Raw genomic sequence first — 18,742 nt, forward strand, 5'->3', positions numbered from 1 at the left:
TGGCCCCCTCGTTCCTCACGGGCCGTGCGCCCGCCGGGAGTTTATCGATTCAACGCCGCGCCGTCACGCATGCTCGCCGATGCTGCCTCGCCTTCGGCGGGGCCCAGGGGCGCGTCGCGACAGCGGCTCAGCCCGCGTCGCCGGCCGCGCCGCTCGAGGCGCGCACCACGAGCTCGGGGACGAACTCGACGTGCCGCTCTGCGCCCTCGTCGTCGCCGCGCAGGAGGATGTCGGCCGCGGTCCAGCCGAGCTGGCGCTTCGGCTGCCGCACCGAGGTCAGCGGCGTCGTCAGCATCGAGGCGAACATGACGTCGTCGTAGCCGACCACCGCGACGTCGTCCGGCACGGACATGCCGCGCTCGCGCAGCGCGCGCAGCACGCCCAGCGCGACGATGTCGTTGATGCAGAAGATGCCGTCCGGGTGCGGCCCGGGACGGTCGAGCAGCTCGTGCGTGGCGCTCTCGGCGAGCTCGGCGGTCATCGGGGCGGGCAGCGTCACCTCGGTGACCGCCGCCGGGTCGAGCTCACGGGTGAGGAAGGCGCGCTCGACGCCGGCGTGCCGCTCGGCGCACTGCCGCACCGTGTGCGGGCCGTTGAAGAACGCGAGCCGGCTGCGGCCGCCGTCGAGCAGGTGCGCCGCCGCGAGCGCGCCGCCCGCGACGTCGTCGACACCCACGGAGGGGAACTCGCGCGAGTAGGCGTCCAGCAGCACGACGTCGGTGCCGCGGTCGCGGATCTCGCGCAGGTGGTCGAGGTCGGCGCCGGCGGGCGTCACCAGCACGCCACGCACGCCCTGCTGCAGCAGCAGGTCGAGGTAGCGGCGCTCGCGGTCGAGGTTCTCGTCGGAGCTGGCGAGCATGAGGACGTAGCCGTCCTGCGCGAGCCGGTCCTCGATGCCGCGGGCGATCTCGGTGAAGAAGGGGTTCGCGAGGTCGAGCACGACCGCGCCGATCGTCGTGACCTCGCCCGAGCGCAGCCGGCGGGCCGTCGCGTTCGGCACGTACCCGATCCGGCGGATCACCTCCAGCACCCGCTCACGCGTCTCCGGGCTCACCGTCGGGCGGTCGTTGAGGACGTTCGAGACCGTGCCGACGGCGACGCCCGCCAGGCGTGCGACGTCCTTGATCGCCGGCTTCTTGCCCGGCGGGATCCCGAGGTCGTCTGCGGGCTCCTCGCCCGTGGCCATGTCGCTCCCTCACGTCGGCGGTCGTGGGCGACATGGTAGGCGCCTCGCTCCGTGACCCCGACCACACGTCCGCCGTGCAGACGTACCGTCGTCTTGACACCGCGCCGGTGCGGTCACTACCGTTCGAGCAAGCATGAAACGTTTCAACGTCTCGCCGATCCACGCCGTCGTCGATCACCCCCGCAAGGAGCCCCGATGAGCACGCCGTCCGCCGACGTCCGGTCTGCCCTGGAGGCCCAGACCATCGAGCTGCCCTCCTGGGCGTTCGGGAACTCGGGCACCCGGTTCAAGGTGTTCAGCACGCCAGGCGTGCCGCGCGACCCCTACGAGAAGATCGCCGACGCCGCGCAGGTGCACCGCTACACCGGCGCCGCCCCCCGCGTCTCGCTGCACATCCCCTGGGACCTCGTCGACGACTTCGACGACCTCGCCCGCCACGCGCGCGAGCTCGGCGTCAGCATCGGCGCGATCAACTCCAACGTCTTCCAGGACGACGACTACAAGCTCGGCTCGCTCACCAACCCCGACCCGCGGGTACGCGCCAAGGCGGTCAAGCACCACCTCGACTGCATCGATGTCATGCGCGCCACCGGCTCGACCGATCTCAAGATCTGGCTCGCCGACGGTCTCAACTACCCCGGTCAGGACGACCTGCGGTCGCGGCAGGAGCGGCTCGCCGAGGGCCTCGCCGAGATCTACGCCGCCCTCGACCCGCACATGCGGATCCTGCTCGAGTACAAGTTCTTCGAGCCCGCGTTCTACGCCACCGACGTGCCGGACTGGGGCACCTCGCTCGTGCACTGCCTCGCGCTGGGCGAGCAGGCGACCGTCGTGCTCGACACCGGCCACCACGCGCCCGGCACCAACATCGAGTTCATCGTGGCCCAGCTGCTGCGGCTCGGCCGCCTCGGGGCGTTCGACTTCAACTCGCGCTTCTACGCCGACGACGACCTCATGGTCGGCGCCGCCGACCCGTTCCAGCTGTTCCGGATCATGAACGAGATCGTCGCCGCCGACGCGCTCGACCCCTCCTCCGGCGTCAACTTCATGCTCGACCAGTGCCACAACATCGAGCCGAAGATCCAGGCCCAGATCCGCTCGGTCATGAACGTCCAGGAGGCGACCGCCAAGGCGCTCCTGGTCGACCGGGAGGCGCTGGCCACCGCGCAGCGCGAGGGCGACGTGCTCGGCGCCAACGCCGCGCTCATGGACGCCTACAACACCGACGTGCGCCCGCTGCTCGCCGAGATCCGCGAGAGCAAGGGGCTCGACGGCGACCCGGTCGCCGCCTTCGTCGCCTCCGGCTACGCCGAGAAGGTCGCGCAGGAGCGGGTCGGCGGGACCCAGGCGGGCTGGGGCGCCTGAGGCGACCCGCCGCCGTCGGGCGGACGCACACCATCACCACGACAGCACAGGAAGACCGATGACGAACCAGGCAGCAGCCGAGCTGATCGCGCGTTCCAACGCGCTCGGCGCCGACCCGCGCAACACCAACTACGCCGGCGGCAACACCTCCGCCAAGGGCGCCGACACCGACCCGGTCACCGGCGAGCCCGTCGAGCTGCTGTGGGTCAAGGGCTCGGGCGGCGACCTCGGCACGCTGACCGAGGCGGGGCTGGCGGTGCTGCGGCTGGACCGGATGCGCTCGCTCGTCGACGTCTACCCGGGCGTCGAGCGCGAGGACGAGATGGTGGCCGCGTTCGACTACTGCCTGCACGGCAAGGGCGGTGCGGCGCCGTCGATCGACACCGCGATGCACGGCCTGGTCGACGCCGCGCACGTCGACCACCTGCACCCCGACTCCGGCATCGCGATCGCGACCGCCGTCGACGGCGAGGAGCTCACCCGCACGATCTTCGGCGACAAGGTCGTGTGGGTGCCGTGGCGCCGCCCGGGCTTCCAGCTCGGCCTCGACATCGCCGCGATCAAGGAGGCCAACCCGCACGCGATCGGCTGCATCCTCGGCGGGCACGGCATCACCGCGTGGGGCGACACCTCGGCCCAGTGCCAGAAGAACTCGCTGTGGATCATCCGGACCGCGGAGAAGTACATCAAGGCCCACAGCAAGAAGAACCCGTTCGGCGCCCGTGTCAAGAAGTACGAGCCGCTGCCGAGGGCCAGGCGCCGCGCCCGCGCCGCGGAGCTCGCGCCGCTGCTGCGCGGCGTGGCCTCCCACGACCGGCCGATGGTGGGGCACTTCACCGACGACAAGGTCGTGCTCGACTTCCTCGCGTCCCGCAACCACCCGCGGCTGGCCGAGCTCGGCACCAGCTGCCCCGACCACTTCCTGCGCACCAAGGTCAAGCCGATGGTGCTCGACCTCGCGCCGGACGCGCCGTGGGAGAAGGTCGTGGCCCGCGTCGAGGAGCTGCACGAGGCCTACCGCGCCGACTACGCCGCCTACTACGAGCGGCACGCCACCCCGGACAGCCCGCCCATGCGCGGCGCCGATCCGCTGATCATCCTCGTGCCGGGCGTCGGGATGTTCTCCTACGGCAAGGACAAGCAGACCGCGCGCGTGGCGGGCGAGTTCTACATCAACGCGATCAACGTGATGCGCGGCGCCGAGGGCCTGAGCACCTACGCGCCGATCGAGGAGAGCGAGAAGTTCCGCATCGAGTACTGGGCGCTGGAGGAGGCGAAGCTGCAGCGCATGCCGAAGCCGAAGCCGCTCGCCACCCGCGTCGCGCTCGTCACCGGCGCCGGCTCCGGGATCGGCAAGGCGATCGCCGAGCGGTTCGTCGCCGAGGGCGCGTGCGTCGTCGTCGCCGACCTCGACGAGGAGAAGGCGCAGGCCGTGGCGACCGAGCTCGGCGGCCCGGACAAGGCCGTCGCGGTGCGCGCCGACGTCACGAGCGAGGACGACGTCAAGGCGATGATCGCGGCCGCGAACCTCGCGTTCGGCGGCGTCGACCTCGTCGTCAACAACGCCGGGCTGTCGATCAGCAAGCCCCTGCTGGAGACCGAGGTCGCCGACTGGGACCTGCAGCACGACGTGATGGCGCGCGGCTCCTTCCTCGTCTCCCGCGAGGCGGCGCGCGCGATGATCGCCCAGAAGCTCGGCGGCGACATCATCTACATCAGCTCGAAGAACTCGATCTTCGCGGGTCCGAACAACATCGCCTACTCCGCGACCAAGGCCGACCAGGCGCACCAGGTGCGGCTGCTGGCCGCCGAGCTCGGCGGCCACGGCATCCGGGTCAACGGCATCAACCCCGACGGCGTCGTCCGCGGCTCCGGCATCTTCGCCGGCGGCTGGGGTGCCCAGCGGGCGGCCGTCTACGGCGTGCCGGAGTCCGAGCTCGGCGCGTACTACGCGCAGCGCACCCTCCTCAAGAAGGAGGTGCTGCCCGAGCACGTGGCCGCCGCCGCGTTCGCGCTCGCGGCCGGTGACCTGTCGCAGACGACCGGCCTGCACATCCCGGTGGACTCCGGGGTGGCGGCCGCGTTCCTGCGCTGACGATGGCGACCGAGCCCGCAGCGGTCGCGGCGTTCGCGGCCGTCGACCTCGGTGCGTCCAGCGGCCGGGTGATCCGGGGCGAGGTGCGCCGCGCCGACGGCGACGACGGCCCGGTCGTGACGCTCGCCGAGGTCGCCCGGTTCCCGAACGGGGCCGTGCCCGACGCCGACGGCACCCTGCGCTGGGACCTCACCGCGCTGCTCGACGCGATCCTCGACGGCCTCCGGGCCGCGGGCGAGGCGGGGCCGCTGACGGCGATCGGCGTCGACACGTGGGCGGTCGACTACGGCCTGCTCGACGCGGACGGCGCGCTGCTCGCCGAGCCGGTCGCGTACCGCGACGGGCGCACCGAGGCGGCGGTGCCGCGCGTGCACGCCCGGGTCCCGGCGGCGGAGCTCTACCGGGTCACCGGCATGCAGCACCTGCCGTTCAACACCGTGTTCCAGCTCGAGGCCGAGCGCTCCGGGCCGCTGTGGGGCCGCGCGCAGACCCTGCTGCTCATGCCCGACCTCGTCGCCCACCGGCTCACCGGTGCGCGCGTCGCGGAGCTCACCAACGCCTCGACGACCGCCCTGCTCGACGTCGGTACCGGGGAGTGGTCCGACGAGCTCCTCGAGCGGCTGGGGATCCCACGGTCGCTGCTGCCCGACGTCGTGCCGCCCGGCACCGTGATCGGGACGCTCACGCCCGAGGTCGCGGGGCGCACCGGGCTGGGGGAGGTGCCGGTGGTCGCGGTCGGCTCGCACGACACGGCCTCCGCCGTCGTCGGGGTGCCCGCGCGCCGACCCGACTTCGCCTACGTCTCCTGCGGGACGTGGTCGCTCGTGGGTGTCGAGCTCGACGAGCCGATCCGCACCGAGGCGAGCCGCGCGAAGAACTTCACCAACGAGCTGGGCGTCGACGGCACGGTCCGTTACCTGCGCAACGTCATGGGGCTGTGGCTGCTGCAGGAGTCCCAGCGGGTGTGGCAGGAGCGCGGCGAGACCCACGACCTGGCGACGCTGCTCGCCGAGGCCGCGCGGGTACCGGCGTGGCGCACGGTCGTCGACGTCGACCACGCGGACTTCCTGCCGCCCGGGGACATGCCGGCGCGGCTCGCCGCGCACGCGCGGGCCAGCGGGCAGCCGGTGCCGGGCACGCCCGCCGAGGTGACGCGCTGCATCCTCGACTCCCTCGCCGTGGCCTACCGGCGGGCGGTGCGCGACGCCGTCGAGCTCTCCGGCCGCGAGGTGGGGGTCGTGCACGTCGTCGGCGGCGGCGCGCGCAACGCGCTGCTCATGCAGCAGACCGCCGACGCGACCGGGCTGCCGGTGGTCGCCGGCCCCGAGGAGTCGACGGCGCTGGGCAACGTGCTCGTGCAGGCGCGCGCGCTCGGCGTGCTCGACGGCGGTCTCGCCGAGCTGCGCGAGGTCGCCGCCCGTGGGGTGCGGCTGCGCACGTACGAGCCGGCCACCGACGAGGCGGCGCTGCAGGGCTGGCGCGAGGCCGAGCAGCGGGTGCTGCGGAGCCTGCCGACGCACGCCTGACCGACCCGCCCGCCGCCACTTTCACCGCACTTTGGAACACGGCCCACTTTCACCGCACTGTGCAACACCGCGCGGATTGACCGCACTGTGCAACACGCCCCCTCACCGCACTGCGGGACAGGGCCCACCGTCGGCTCACCTGGAACGGCCCACCGTCACCAGCACTGTGGATCGGCCACCCGCACGGCGCTGCGGAGCACGGCGCGGCGCAGGGCCTCGGGTCACCGCATCGGTGTCGCCGCGCAGCTGCTCGTCACGCCGCTCGCCGAGCTGCCGCCGGCACCGGCGAGGCCGCGGTGGGGTCCGGTCGGGGCGGCGACCGACCCGTGAGGCAATGAGTCGATTCATAACGATCTGGCAACGCTGCGCGCCGCACGGTCCGCGGCGGGTATTGTATCGATTCATCCACGAGGCCGGCGCTGACAGCCGCTCGTCGGTACCGAGTCCTGGACCGCCGTCCCCGACGTCCCGAGCAGAGAGGCTCCCAGCCCATGAAGCGCACGACCCTTGCCCTGGCCGCCGCGGGCGCCGCCGCGGCCCTGACCCTGTCCGCGTGCGGTGGCGGTGGTGACACCCCCGGCTCCGACAGCACCGGCGGCACCGTCGACCCCGACGAGGAGATCACCCTCACGATGACGTGGTGGGGCAACGACGACCGCGCCGCCCGCTACACCGAGGCCCTCGAGCTCTTCAACGAGGAGTACCCGAACATCACCGTCCAGCCCACGTTCTCGACGTGGGACGACTACTGGACCGCGCGGGCGACCGAGGCCGCGGGCAACTCGCTCCCCGACGTCATGCAGACCGACCTCGCCTACCTGAGCCAGTTCGGCAACCGCAACCAGTTCCTCGACCTCACCCCGTTCGTCGACAACGGCATCGACGTCTCCGGGATGTCGGACTCGCTGCTCGCCTCCGGACAGGTCGGGGACGCGCTCGTCGGGATCCCGCAGTCGACCAACACGCTCGCGCTCTTCTACAACCCGGCCACGCTGGAGTCCCTCGGCGTCGACGCCCCGGACGCCGAGCAGACCTGGGCCGACTTCGTCGACTGGAGCGTCGCCGCCGCCGAGGCCGGCGCCTCGCTCGACCCGCAGCTGTACGGCACCGGCGACTTCACCGGCGTGTTCTGGCTGTTCGTCCAGCACCTGGTGCAGGAGGGCATCGAGGTCTTCGACGCCGACGGCCAGGTCGCCTTCAGCGAGCAGGACGTCGTCGACTGGCTGCAGCTCGTGGCGCCGCTGCGCGACAACGACCTGTTCATGGCGCCCGAGGCCGTCGCCCAGCTCGAGCCGCTCGGGGGGTTCACCGCGAACCTGTTCGCGACCGAGTTCTCCTGGGACAACTTCCTCGCCGGCTACCTCGCCGACTCCGGCGCCGAGAGCCTCGAGATGCTCCCGCTCCCGGTGGGCTCCACCGGTGAGCACGCGCAGTTCTTCAAGCCCTCGATGCTGCTGTCCGCCTCGGCGAACACCCAGCACCCGGAGGCCGCGGCCGCGCTGATCGACTTCCTCACCAACGACCCGGAGGTCGGCGCGATCTTCGGCACCTCCCGGGGCGTCCCGTCGTCGGAGTCCGCACGCTCGCAGCTGTCGGCCGAGGGGGCCGACGCTCAGGTGATCGCGTTCGAGGAGGAGTGGGCCGACGTCATCACCGAGTCGACCCCGGTGCTGCCCGAGGGCTACGGCTCGATCGAGGCCGAGTGGCTGCGGCTGGCGAGCGAGCTCGCCTACGGCAACATCACGGTCGAGGAGTTCGCCTCGCAGTGGATGTCCGCCGCTCAGTCGACGCTCTCCTGAGCCGATCTCATCCGCGACCCCTGCCCGGCGACCCCGCCGGGCAGGGGCGCTCTGCCCCCGATGACCGACCGGAGCACCCCGTGACCACCACGCACCCTCCGGCGACGCTCACCGCGCCGCGCCCGTCCCAGCGACGGGCGCGGATGCGGGAGACGATCGCCGGCTACGCCTTCCTGCTGCCGTGGCTGCTCGGCTTCTTCCTGCTCACCTTCGGGCCGATGGTGGCCTCGCTGTACCTGTCGTTCACCGACTACGACCTCTTCGAGGCGAACTGGGTGGGGCTGGACAACTACACCGGGCTGTTCTCCGACCCGCGGTACCTGAAGTCGGTCCAGGTCACCGTCACGTACGTGCTCATCAGCACGCCCGTCAAGCTCGTGGCGGCGCTGCTGGTCGCGATGCTGCTCAACGCCAGGCGCCGCGGGCTCGGCTTCTACCGCTCGGCCTTCTACGCGCCGTCGCTGGTCGCCGCGAGCATCTCGATCGCCATCGTCTGGAAGGCGATGTTCGTCGACGACGCCGCCGTCGACAGCTTCCTGCAGATCTTCGGCATCGACACCGGCGGCTGGGTCGGCAACCAGGACCTCACGATGCCGATGTTCGTGCTGCTGGCGCTGTGGAGCTTCGGCGGTCCCATGGTCATCTTCCTCGCCGGCCTCAAGCAGGTGCCGACCGAGCTCTACGAGGCGGCGGAGATGGACGGCGCGGGCGCGTTCCGCCGGTTCCTCACGATCACGGTGCCGATGATGAGCCCGGTCATCTTCTTCAACCTGCTGATGGAGACGATCGGCGCCTTCCAGGTGTTCGGCTCGGCGTTCATCATCTCCGGCGGCACCGGCGCCCCGGCCGACTCCGCGCTGTTCTACACGCTGTACCTCTACATCCGCGGCTTCACCGACTTCCGGATGGGCTACGCCTCGGCGATGGCCTGGGTGCTCGTGGTCGTGGTCGGCGTCATCACCGTGCTGCTGTTCAAGACCTCCAAGGGCTGGGTCCACTACCAGGGAGACTCCCGATGACGACGACGCTCACCGACGCGACGCCGCCCACGTCGTCGCCGGTCACCCAGGAGGACAGCGACCGGCTCCGCCAGCAGGCCCAGGGCCGCTCGCGGCTGGGCAGCGTGGCCTACCACGCGTTCATGGTCGTCGTCAGCCTCGTCGTGCTGTACCCGGCGATCTGGATGGTGTTCAGCTCCACGAAGCCGCACGCCGAGATCCTCGGCAGCGTCAGCCCGTTCTCGCCCAACGCCTCCTTCGACAACTACCTCACCGCCCTGCAGGGCATCGGCGGCGTCTCGTTCTGGACGTTCGTGTGGAACTCGACGTTCGTCGCGGTGGTCTCGGTGGTCGCGACGGTCGCGTCGTCGGCCGTGACGGCGTACGCGTTCGCCCGGATCGACTTCCGCGGGCGAGGGCTGTGGTTCGCGGTGATGCTCGGCACGCTGCTGCTGCCGTTCCACGTGACGATGATCCCGCAGTACATCCTGTTCCAGCGGCTGGGCCTCATCAACACCTTCACCGCGCTGCTCATCGGCAACTTCCTGGCGACGTCGGCCTTCCACGTCTTCCTCATCGTGCAGTTCCTGCGCGGGCTGCCGCGCGAGCTCGACGAGGCCGCACGCATCGACGGCGCGGGTCACCTGCGCGTGTTCACCTCGATCATCCTGCCGCTGCTGCGGCCGGCGCTGATCACGGTCGCGATCTTCGTGTTCATCAGCACCTGGAACGAGTTCATGGGGCCGCTGCTGTACCTCAAGCGCCCGGACCTGTACACGCTGCCGATCGCGCTGCGGCTGTTCGTCGACCAGACGACGACCTCCGACTACGGCGCGCAGGTCGCGATGGCGGTGCTCGCGCTGATCCCGGTCGCGATCTTCTTCTTCGTCTTCCAGCGCTACCTCATCGACGGCGTCGCCACCCAGGGGCTCAAGGGGTGACGGTGACCGAGCGGGACCGGTCGACCGGGCCGGCGGGGCTGCCCCGCCGGGACCGGCCGCCGGGCTTCACGCTGTTCGCGGAGATGCTGCTGGTCGGCGCGATCGTGACCGTGCTGTCGTTGCCGGTCGTCACGTTCCTCGCCGCGCTCGCGGCCGGTGCCGGCCACCTGCGTCGCCACGCCGCGCTGACCGGTGACCCGCTGTCGCGGCTGCTCGCGGAGTTCCGCGAGAACCTGCGCGGCGTGTGGGGCTACGGCGTGGCGCTGCCGCTGCTGCTGGGGGTGCTCGCGTTCAACGTGCTGCTGCTGGCCACCACGCCGCTGCCCGGCGGTGCGGTCGTCCGCTGGGTCAGCATCGGGCTCGGCGTCGCGGTCTGCGTCGTCGCGCTCCGGGCGGTCGGGCGGCGCGCGCGGGACCGCGCGACGACGTGGCGCGAGGCGGTGCGCGGCGCGGGTGCCGAGGCGCGTGGGGACCTCGGCGGCAGCGTGCTGCTCGCCGTCGCGACCGGGCTGTGCGCGCTGCTGGTCTGGATGCTGCCGATCCTCCTGGTGGTCGTGCCGGGCATGCTCACGCTGGCCGTGGTCGCCGTCGAGAACCGCCGCGCGGGGCGCACCGGCTGAGCCGGCGCAACTGGCGGCAAGAGCGCGACTCCTGGGTCGCGCGCGGGGCAGGCTCTGTCCCAGTCGTTCATGCACGTCGAGAGGACACAGTCAGATGAGGTACGCCGTCGCCGGGACCGGCTCGCGGGCAGGGATGTACGTCGGCGCTCTCACGGGCGAGCACGCGGGCGCGGGCGAGCTGGTCGCGTGGTGCGAGCCGAACCCGACGCGCGCCGCCTGGTACGACGGCCGCGTCGGTGCGTCGCTGCCGCGCTACGAGCCCGCCGACCTCGAGCGCATGATCGCCGAGGAGCGTGTCGACCGCCTCGTCGTCACCGCGCCCGACCACGCGCACGCCGACGTCGTCGCGCGCGCGATGCGGGCGGGCGCCGACGTCGTCGTCGAGAAGCCGCTGACGATCTCCGAGCAGGGCTGCCGCACGATCGTCGAGGCGATGCGGGAGACCGGGCGCGACCTCGTCATGACGTTCAACTACCGCTACTCGCCGCGCAACAGCGAGCTGCGCCGGGTCATCGCCGACGGCGAGATCGGCCGGGTGCTCTCGGTGCATTTCGAGTGGGTGCTCGACACTGCCCACGGCGCCGACTACTTCCGCCGCTGGCACCGCGAGAAGGACAAGTCGGGCGGCCTTCTCATCCACAAGTCCTCGCACCACTTCGACCTCGTCAACTGGTGGCTGCAGGACGTGCCGGTGCGGGTCTACGCCACCGGCGGGCTGGCGTTCTACGGCCCCGAGGGCGCCGGTGCCGCGAAGGCCGGCGAGCGCCCCGCGCGCGGCACGGGTGCACCCGCGGACGACCCGTGGTCGCTCGACCTCACCGCCGACGAGCGGCTCAAGGCGCTCTACCACGACGCCGAGCACCACGACGGCTACATCCGTGACCAGGACGTGTTCGCACCGGGCATCACGATCGAGGACGACCTCGGGCTCGTCGTCGACTACGCCGGCGGCGCGTTCATGACCTACAACCTCACCGCGCACGGCCCCTGGGAGGGCTACCGCGTCGTCGTCAACGGCTCCGAGGGCCGCGCCGAGCTCGACGTCGTCGAGCGGTCCTGGGTCGAGGCCTCGGGCGCCGTCGTGGACCCGAGCGCGAACCCGGTCGAGCAGGCCGAGCGCACCCGACCGGTCGGGGAGCGGCTCGTCGTGCAGCGGCACTGGGAGCCGGCGCGCGAGGTCGAGATCCCCGCCGGCAAGGGCGGTCACGGCGGCGGCGACGCATTCCTGCTGCAGGACATCTTCGAGCCCGGCACCCGTGAGGACCCGCTCGGCCAGGCGGCCGGGGTGCTCGACGGCGTTCGGGCGGTGTGCGTCGGCATCGCCGGCAACGCCTCGCTGGTCTCGGGCCAGGCGGTGCGCGTCGCCGACCTCGACCTCGGCGTCGACCCGGCCGCGCGCGAGCTGACCTAGACGCCGGGGTCGGCGGCGCGGACGAAGGCCAGCGCCGCCGGCAGCTCGGCCGCGAGGTCGCCCCAGCGGCACTCGATCGTCAGCGTGCCGTCGTAGCCGGCCTCGCGCACGACGCGCAGCAGCTCGGCGACCGGCCAGTCGCCGGTGCCGGGCGCGCGGCGGCCGGTGTCGGCGAGGTGCACGTGGCCGACGCGGTCCGCGTGCGCCGCGACGTCGGCCAGCGGTTCGCCCGCGGTCATGACGTGGAAGAGGTCGGCGACGACGTCGACGCCCTCGATGCCGTACTCGTCGAGGAACGCGACCGCCTCGCCGATGCCGTTGAGCAGGTTGGTCTCGCCCGCGTGCAGCGGCTCCAGCACCACCCGCAGGTCGTGCACCCGGGCCAGGTCGCGCGCCTGCCGCACCACGTCGGCGAAGCGGACGCGGGCGGCGTCGAGCGGCGCGGCGTCGGGGACCGTGCGCGCGGCCCCGCTGCCGAGCACGACCTTCGCGCCCGGGAGCGCGACCGTGCCGATCGCGGCGAGCGCGGCGCCGAGGTAGTCCGTGACCGGGCCGGGGTCGGCCGTCGGGTCGGACAGCGGCAGGTCGCCGGGCACGAGCACCGCGAAGGAGGGTGCGGCGGGCTGGGTGTAGCCGGGGTCGCGGGCCCAGCGCCCCTGCGCGTCGCGCCGCACGAGGTCGCCGACGACGGTGGGCTCGACGTAGTCGGCGCCCGCGGCCCGTGCGAGCGCGGCCTGCGTGGAGGGGACGATGACACCGACGGCGGTGGGCGCGAGCATCCCGCCAGCGTAGGAACGGCGCCGCCGCCGCAGCAGCGGGTGCCATAGATTGCCGGTGACCGAGAGGAGTCATGGTGCGGTACTGCTTCATCAACCGGGTGCGACCGGACGCGCTCGAGGAGTACACCGAGGCGCACGCGGCCGTGTGGCCACAGATGCTGGAGGCGCTGCGCGACTCCGGCTGGCGCAACTACTCGCTGTACCTGTCGCAGGACGGGCTGCTCGTCGGCCACTTCGAGGCCGACGACTACGCCGCCGCGCAGGAGGCGATGACCCGCACCGAGGTCAACCCGCGGTGGCAGGCCAGCATGGAGCGGTTCTTCGTCGACCCCGGCAACCCCGACGAGGGCTTCGAGCTGCTGCCGGAGATCTTCAACCTCGAGGACCAGCTCCGCGCCGCCGGGCTGCCGACCGAGCCGCAGCACTGACCCCGGGCCGGCGCCGGCCGGCGCCGGGCATCCCAGCTCCCGCACACCCGCCGAGTTCGCACCGTCGCGCTGCGCTACTCGAGGCCGACGACGAGGTAGCGGTCGGTGGTCGCGGGCGGGCAGGACTCGGGCACGACGGCGCCGTCGGGCGGTCGTGCGTGGAAGCCGCCGCCCAGGGAGATCTCCTCGCCGACCGCGGCGGAGGAGGCGTTGACGGTCAGGGTCGTGCCGTCCCACGTCGTCGCGACGACCGGGACGACGGGCACGACCGGATCCTGCATCCCGTCATGGATCGGCAGCACGACGAGGCAGCCGTCCTGGAGCTCGAGGGTGCCCTCGAGCAAGGCGCCGTCCCCACCGGGCTGCGTCTGCGTGTGGTAGGCGAACGGGACGTCGGTCGGGAGCGGCTCCGGCAGCGGTCGGTCGCCCGCACCGCCGCACCCAGCCGCGAGGCAGGCGAGGGCGATCGCCAGGGCGGGGGACGCCGTCGTGCGCCGCATGGACCGAGGCTATCCGTGCCGCACGTCACAGCGCAGGCGGGCCTCCAGCGCATTCACGTGCCTGCGGTCGGCGGGAGGATGAGGACCGACGTCAGGGAGCTCGCTCCCACCACCGTTGAGAGCGTTCGTCCGAATGTCCGGACAAACTGTTGACCGGCCGCATGCGCGCTGCTACGGTCGCCCGGTAACCGCATTCCGGGCACCCAGCGCGCAGCGCGATCGGGCGGACGCATCTCAGAGAAGAGGCACGTAGATGAGCACAGTCTTCAGCCGCCGGCAGGTCCTGCTGGGCGGCCTCACCGGGGCCGCCGTGGTCGGCCTCACCGCGGCCTGCGGCAACGACTCGGGCGGCAGCGGCGACGGCGGCGACGTCGGCACGCTGCAGTTCTTCCTCTCCGGCGACGCCAACCAGGGCGGCGGCTTCGCGCACATGGCCGCGAAGTACAAGGAGGAGACCGGCGTCACCGTCGAGATCGTCGACATCGCCAACGAGGACCTCACCACGCGGCTGAAGAACGCCGCGCAGGCCAACGACCTGCCCGCGCTCGCCCGCGTCGGCGCCGTCGACCCGGTCTGGAAGAACGCCACCATGGACCTCGCCGAGATCATGACCGCGAACAACGTCATGGCGGACCTCGCGGCGCAGGACGAGGACGGCAAGGTCATGTCGCTGCCGACCGACGTCACCGCCGTCGGGCTGTTCCTCAACAAGTCCCTCTTCGACGAGGCCGGCGTGGAGTTCCCGACCGACCCCGAGGGACAGGTGTGGTCCTGGGACGAGTTCGTGGCCGCCGTCACGGAGGTGCAGGCGGCGACCGGCGCCTCCTACGGCATGGCGATGGACCGCAGCTCGCACCGGCTCAAGTCGTTCCTCTACGAGTTCGGCTCGACGATGTGGCAGCCGGACGCCTCCGGCACCTTCACGACCAACGACGCGACGAAGACCGCGCTCGAGTACTTCTACGGCCTCAACGACGACAGCTTCATGCCGCGCTCGGTGTGGCTCAGCGAGGCCGACGGCAACGCGCTGTTCAAGTCCGGCGACGTCGTCTCCTACTACTCGGGCTCCTGGCAGATCGCGGACTTCGCGGTCAACATCGCCGACTTCGAGTGGGTCTCGGTGCCGACGCCGCGCCAGCCGGTCCGGGCGGTGCAGTACGGCAACGCCGCCTCGATCGTCGTCTTCGAGGGCACCGGTCAGGAGCAGGCGGCGTACGACTTCGTGAACTGGCTGTTCACCAAGGAGAACTACGACGAGCTCGCCACCACCTCGGGCTTCCTGCCCGCGGTCGAGGGCGCCGACGTCGACTACGGCGACCAGCAGGTCGCGTTCGACCTCTACAACGCCGAGATCGCGGCGTCCGACCCGATCGTCACGACCATCAAGCAGATGGAGCTCGGGTTCGAGGTCGCCGGGCTCGGCGTGGACGGCGACCCGCTGCGCGACAACGTGATCCGCTACCTCAACGACGAGATCACCGTCGACGAGGCGATCACCATCATCGGCGAGCAGATGACCGAGGCCTTCGGCCAGGCCGGCTGACCGCACGCGGCGGGTCCTGCCCCACCCGGGCAGGGCCCGCCGCGCACTTCTACGCAGGAGGTCCGATGGCGCAGGACGCCGCCGTGACAACCGCGCCGGCCGCACGCCGACGCCGCATCCGCAAGCCGGGGCAGACGATCGCACCGCTGGTGTTCATCTCGGCAGCGGTCGTGCTGTTCGCGCTGTTCTTCCTCGGCCCGGGGATCCTGGGGCTCTACTACTCGTTCACCGACTACACCGGCGTGGGCGAGCCCGAGTTCATCGGGGTCGCGAACTACCTCAAGCTGTTCGACGACCAGCAGTTCTACTCCTCGCTCACCAGGACGCTGCTGTACACCGTGCTCGCGGTGCCGGTGCACTACGTCGTGGCGCTGGGCATCTCGCTGCTGCTGACCTCGGCCGCCACCCGGTTCCGCACCGCCGCGCGCGTCATCTTCTTCCTGCCGTGGCTGATCTCGCCGATCGTCATCGGCGTCATCTGGCGCTGGATGTTCGGGGAGAACTTCGGGCTCGTCAACTACGTGCTGAGCGTGCTCGGCGCCCCCGGGCAGCGGTGGGAGACCGACGGCAGCCTGGCGCTCGCCGTCGTCATCCTCGCCGGCGCGTGGGGTGGCACCGCGTTCACGATGCTGCTGTTCATCGCGGCGCTGCGCAACATCCCGACCTCCTACCTGGAGGCCGCGCAGATCGACGGCGCCTCGGCCGCGCAGCGGTTCTTCAGGATCACGCTGCCGCTGCTGCGTCCGACGTCGTTCATGGTGATCCTGCTCGGCACGCTCGGCGCGATGAAGGAGTTCGCGATGGTTCAGGCGCTCAACGGCGGCGGACCGGGCACCGAGAACATGTTCATGGTCCAGTACATCTACCAGACCGGTTTCCAGCGGGCCCAGATCGGCTACGCCAGCGCCGTCTCGATGGTGCTCATGGTGATCCTCATCGTCATCGCGCTGGTGCAGATGCGCTTCGACCGGCGGGAGGACCTGTCATGAGGATCCGCGGTGTCAACATCTGGCTGACGGCGCTGCTCGTGCTGATCGCCGCGGTCTTCGCGTTCCCGATGCTGTGGTTCCTCCTCAGCTCGTTCAAGCCCGGCAGCGAGCTGTTCAGCCTGCCGCTGTCGCTGCTGCCGGAGACCTGGACGGTCTCGGGCTACCAGACGGCGTGGACGCGGTTCGACTTCTGGCGCTACTTCGCCAACACCGGCATCGTCGCCGTCGTCACGACAGCGCTCACCGTGCTGGTGTCTGCGATGACCGGGTACGCGTTCGCGAAGTACAAGCACTGGTGGCTGCAGGGGTTCTTCATCTGCATCCTCATCACGACGATGCTGCCGACCGAGGTCATCATGCCCTCGACGTTCGCGATCATCCGCGACCTGGGCCTGTACAACAGCCTCGCCGGCATCATCGTGCCGTCGATCGTCACCGCGACCGGTGTGTTCATGTTCCGGCAGTACTTCCGCACCGTGCCGGACGAGCTGCTCGAGGCGGCCCGGATCGACGGCGTCGGGGAGTTCCGCGCGTTCTTCCAGATCATGCTGCCGATCGCCCGACCGATCGCCGTCGTGCTCGCGATCTTCTCGTTCCAGTGGCGCTGGAACGACTACATCTGGCCGCTGATCGTGCTCAACGACCCGAACAAGTACACGCTGCAGATCGCGCTCCGCTCGATCGTGGGGGCGGACAACATCGACTGGTCGGTGCTGCTGTCGGCCTCGGTGATCTCGCTGATCCCCATGGTGATCCTGTTCATCATCTTCCAGCGCCAGATCATGAGTGCTGACATCAACTCGGGGCTGAAGGACTGATGACGTTCCTCGACCGCATGGCCGACCTCGCCGAGTCGTGGTGGGAGGCGACCGCGACCGCGACGCCCCCGACCGCACCGGCGCCGGGGCATCGCGAGCTGATGCGCCAGGTAGCGGCCGCCGTCGCGCTGCGGGTGGTGCGACCCGAGGTCGGCGGCGCCGACCCCTCGCGGCTCGTGGTCGCCGAGGAGGTCGCGGCCCGGCTGGCGGCGCTGCAGGGTGCCGACGGCCTGTTCTCCTCCGACGGCAACCTGCACTCGCCGCCGGACAGCGCGTTCGCGATCAACGACCTCGGCGCCACGATCGCGGTCATCGACGCGGCCGACGACCCCGCGCTCGCGCCGCTGCGCCGTCGGCTCCTCGAGATCGGGGAGCGGGCGCTGCCGGCCCTGCTCGCCGGCGGCGTGCACACGCCCAACCATCGCTGGGAGATCGCCTCGGCGCTCGTGCGGCTGCGGGCCCTCGACGAGCGGGCCGTGCAGCGCGCCGAGCAGTGGCTGGCCGAGGGGGTCGACGTCGACGCCGATGGGCTCTACTCCGAGCGCAGCGCCAACTACGCCGCGTTCGTGAGCAACCCGAGCCTGCTCGTGCTCGCGGAGGCGCTGGTGCGCCCCGACCTCGTCGAGGTGGTGCACCGCAACCTGCACGCCCAGCTGGTGCTCACCGACGCCGACGGCGTCGTCGAGACCGTGTTCTCCCGTCGTCAGGACCAGGACGGCGCGATCCCGCTGTCGGCGTTCCACACCCAGCTGCGACGGTTCGCGCTCGCGGGCTGCGAGACCTGCGCCGCGGGGGCCGAGGTGAGCGAGCCGCGCACGCCCGAGCTCGCGGTGGGCGCCCTGCTCGAGATCGTCCAGGAGCCCACGCTCGGCGCGGAGCTGCCCCCGCTGGAGCGGTGGCCGGAGACGGACGTCGTGCGCCACTTCCCAGGAGTCGGGCTGCTGGTGCACCAGCACGGCGGCGTGCGGACCGTCGTCTACGGCGGCTCCGACGTGCCGCACGTCAACAGGATCGGGTCCGGGCTGGCCGGCAACCCCACGTTCCTGCGGTTCCGCGCCGGCGACGCGGTGATCCGGTCGTTGCGGCTGTCCCGCGTGATGTTCGGCCTCGGCCCGTTCCGGTCCGAGGGCCTCGTCGTCGACGACGGCGTCGCGCACCTGCACGAGCGCGCCGCCGCCCGCTACTACCAGCCCCTGCCGGTCGCCTCGCACCAGCCCGACGGCGGCTACCGGCTCACCGACGACGGCCGGTTCCAGGCCTCGATGGCGTTCGGCGAGCGCGCCCACGACGAGGTCGAGCTCGTCACCGACGTCGCCGTGCGCCCCGGGCCCGACGGTGTCGAGGTCGAGGTGACCGCCGCCGGGGTCGACACCGGCTGGTCGCTCGAGATCGCGCTCGGCGAGGGCACCGTCACAGGGGCCGCGGAGGTCGCGCCGGAGGTCTACCGACCGCTCAGCGGGGTCGTCGAGCTGCGCAAGGGCCGCGACGCCGTCGTCATCGAGACCTCGGTCGGGTCCGGCGCGGACGTCGCCGGCTGGTACGACCCGGGCGAGGCGTACACCTTCCTCGGAGGCACCGACGCGCTCGCCGGCCCCCGGCTCTACCTCACCGGCACCACGCCCGGCACCTGGACCCTCACGCTCCGCCGCGCCTAGGTTTCAACCCACTTCCGCCCCCAGGCGCGCTTTCAACCCACTTCTGCCCCCCCCCCCCCCGCACGTCCCCACCGGTCGGCCCGTCGCCG

The 18,742-nt window shown here is 71.8% G+C and carries 16 protein-coding genes; 13 read left to right on the forward strand and 3 right to left on the reverse strand.

Going from position 1 to position 18,742, the window contains the following annotated elements; translation table 11 throughout:
* Positions 1–127 precede the first annotated feature (127 nt).
* Positions 128–1,186 (reverse strand): LacI family DNA-binding transcriptional regulator, encoded by a 1,059-nt coding sequence (locus GPA02_RS08145; RefSeq protein WP_156199423.1) that lies wholly within the window; start codon positions 1,184–1,186, stop codon positions 128–130.
* 195 nt (positions 1,187–1,381) lie between these two features.
* Here GPA02_RS08145 and rhaI point away from each other — a divergent pair, with 195 nt between their 5' ends.
* The 8 genes from rhaI to GPA02_RS08185 all read left to right on the forward strand — a co-directional run bounded on the left by rhaI (position 1,382) and on the right by GPA02_RS08185 (position 11,941).
* Entirely contained in the window at positions 1,382–2,551 is a 1,170-nt protein-coding gene (gene rhaI, locus GPA02_RS08150; RefSeq protein WP_156199424.1) for an L-rhamnose isomerase, read from the forward strand.
* A 58-nt stretch (positions 2,552–2,609) separates the two neighbouring features.
* The gene (locus GPA02_RS08155) at positions 2,610–4,646 is read left to right on the forward strand and encodes a bifunctional aldolase/short-chain dehydrogenase (RefSeq protein WP_156199425.1); all 2,037 of its coding nucleotides are present in this window, start codon (positions 2,610–2,612) and stop codon (positions 4,644–4,646) included.
* A 2-nt stretch (positions 4,647–4,648) separates the two neighbouring features.
* Positions 4,649–6,172, forward strand: a complete 1,524-nt coding sequence (locus GPA02_RS08160; protein ID WP_156199426.1) for a rhamnulokinase — start codon at positions 4,649–4,651, stop codon at positions 6,170–6,172.
* A gap of 491 nt (positions 6,173–6,663) precedes the next feature.
* Entirely contained in the window at positions 6,664–7,971 is a 1,308-nt protein-coding gene (locus GPA02_RS08165) for an extracellular solute-binding protein (protein ID WP_156199427.1), read from the forward strand.
* 143 nt (positions 7,972–8,114) lie between these two features.
* Positions 8,115–8,990, forward strand: a complete 876-nt coding sequence (locus GPA02_RS08170) for a carbohydrate ABC transporter permease (RefSeq protein ID WP_156199512.1) — start codon at positions 8,115–8,117, stop codon at positions 8,988–8,990.
* Positions 8,987–9,910 (forward strand): carbohydrate ABC transporter permease, encoded by a 924-nt coding sequence (locus tag GPA02_RS08175; protein WP_156199428.1) that lies wholly within the window; start codon positions 8,987–8,989, stop codon positions 9,908–9,910. Before GPA02_RS08170 ends, GPA02_RS08175 begins: the two co-directional genes overlap by 4 nt.
* A 2-nt stretch (positions 9,911–9,912) precedes the next feature.
* Positions 9,913–10,530, forward strand: a complete 618-nt coding sequence (locus tag GPA02_RS08180) for a hypothetical protein (protein ID WP_156199429.1) — start codon at positions 9,913–9,915, stop codon at positions 10,528–10,530.
* Positions 10,531–10,624: 94 nt separating this feature from the next.
* Positions 10,625–11,941, forward strand: coding sequence for a Gfo/Idh/MocA family protein (locus GPA02_RS08185; protein ID WP_156199430.1), 1,317 nt, complete (start codon positions 10,625–10,627; stop codon positions 11,939–11,941).
* Here the strand turns inward: GPA02_RS08185 and GPA02_RS08190 are convergent.
* On the reverse strand, positions 11,938–12,720 hold the full coding sequence (locus GPA02_RS08190; RefSeq protein ID WP_156199431.1) for a sugar phosphate isomerase/epimerase family protein: 783 nt from the start codon (positions 12,718–12,720) through the stop codon (positions 11,938–11,940). The genes GPA02_RS08185 and GPA02_RS08190 overlap by 4 nt on opposite strands.
* A 74-nt stretch (positions 12,721–12,794) precedes the next feature.
* On the opposite strand from GPA02_RS08190, the gene GPA02_RS08195 reads away from it, so the two are divergent.
* Positions 12,795–13,148, forward strand: coding sequence for an L-rhamnose mutarotase (locus tag GPA02_RS08195; protein WP_240133950.1), 354 nt, complete (start codon positions 12,795–12,797; stop codon positions 13,146–13,148).
* A 74-nt stretch (positions 13,149–13,222) separates the two neighbouring features.
* Here the strand turns inward: GPA02_RS08195 and GPA02_RS08200 are convergent, their stop codons facing one another.
* Entirely contained in the window at positions 13,223–13,648 is a 426-nt protein-coding gene (locus tag GPA02_RS08200; RefSeq protein ID WP_156199433.1) for a hypothetical protein, read from the reverse strand.
* 253 nt (positions 13,649–13,901) lie between these two features.
* On the opposite strand from GPA02_RS08200, the gene GPA02_RS08205 reads away from it, so the two are divergent.
* The 4 genes from GPA02_RS08205 to GPA02_RS08220 all read left to right on the forward strand — a co-directional run bounded on the left by GPA02_RS08205 (position 13,902) and on the right by GPA02_RS08220 (position 18,653).
* Positions 13,902–15,191, forward strand: a complete 1,290-nt coding sequence (locus GPA02_RS08205; RefSeq protein ID WP_156199434.1) for an ABC transporter substrate-binding protein — start codon at positions 13,902–13,904, stop codon at positions 15,189–15,191.
* Between the two features lie 65 nt (positions 15,192–15,256).
* A complete protein-coding gene (locus tag GPA02_RS08210; protein ID WP_156199435.1) occupies positions 15,257–16,180 on the forward strand; it encodes a carbohydrate ABC transporter permease in 924 nt (307 codons plus the stop codon).
* On the forward strand, positions 16,177–16,998 hold the full coding sequence (locus GPA02_RS08215) for a carbohydrate ABC transporter permease (protein ID WP_156199436.1): 822 nt from the start codon (positions 16,177–16,179) through the stop codon (positions 16,996–16,998). Before GPA02_RS08210 ends, GPA02_RS08215 begins: the two co-directional genes overlap by 4 nt.
* Complete coding sequence (locus GPA02_RS08220) at positions 16,998–18,653, forward strand: hypothetical protein (protein WP_156199437.1); 1,656 nt, start codon at positions 16,998–17,000, stop codon at positions 18,651–18,653. The genes GPA02_RS08215 and GPA02_RS08220 overlap by 1 nt, the downstream gene beginning before the upstream one ends.
* The last annotated feature ends 89 nt before the right edge of the window (positions 18,654–18,742 follow it).

The organism is Actinotalea caeni (genome assembly GCF_009733795.1).
Lineage (GTDB): Bacteria > Actinomycetota > Actinomycetes > Actinomycetales > Beutenbergiaceae > Pseudactinotalea > Pseudactinotalea caeni.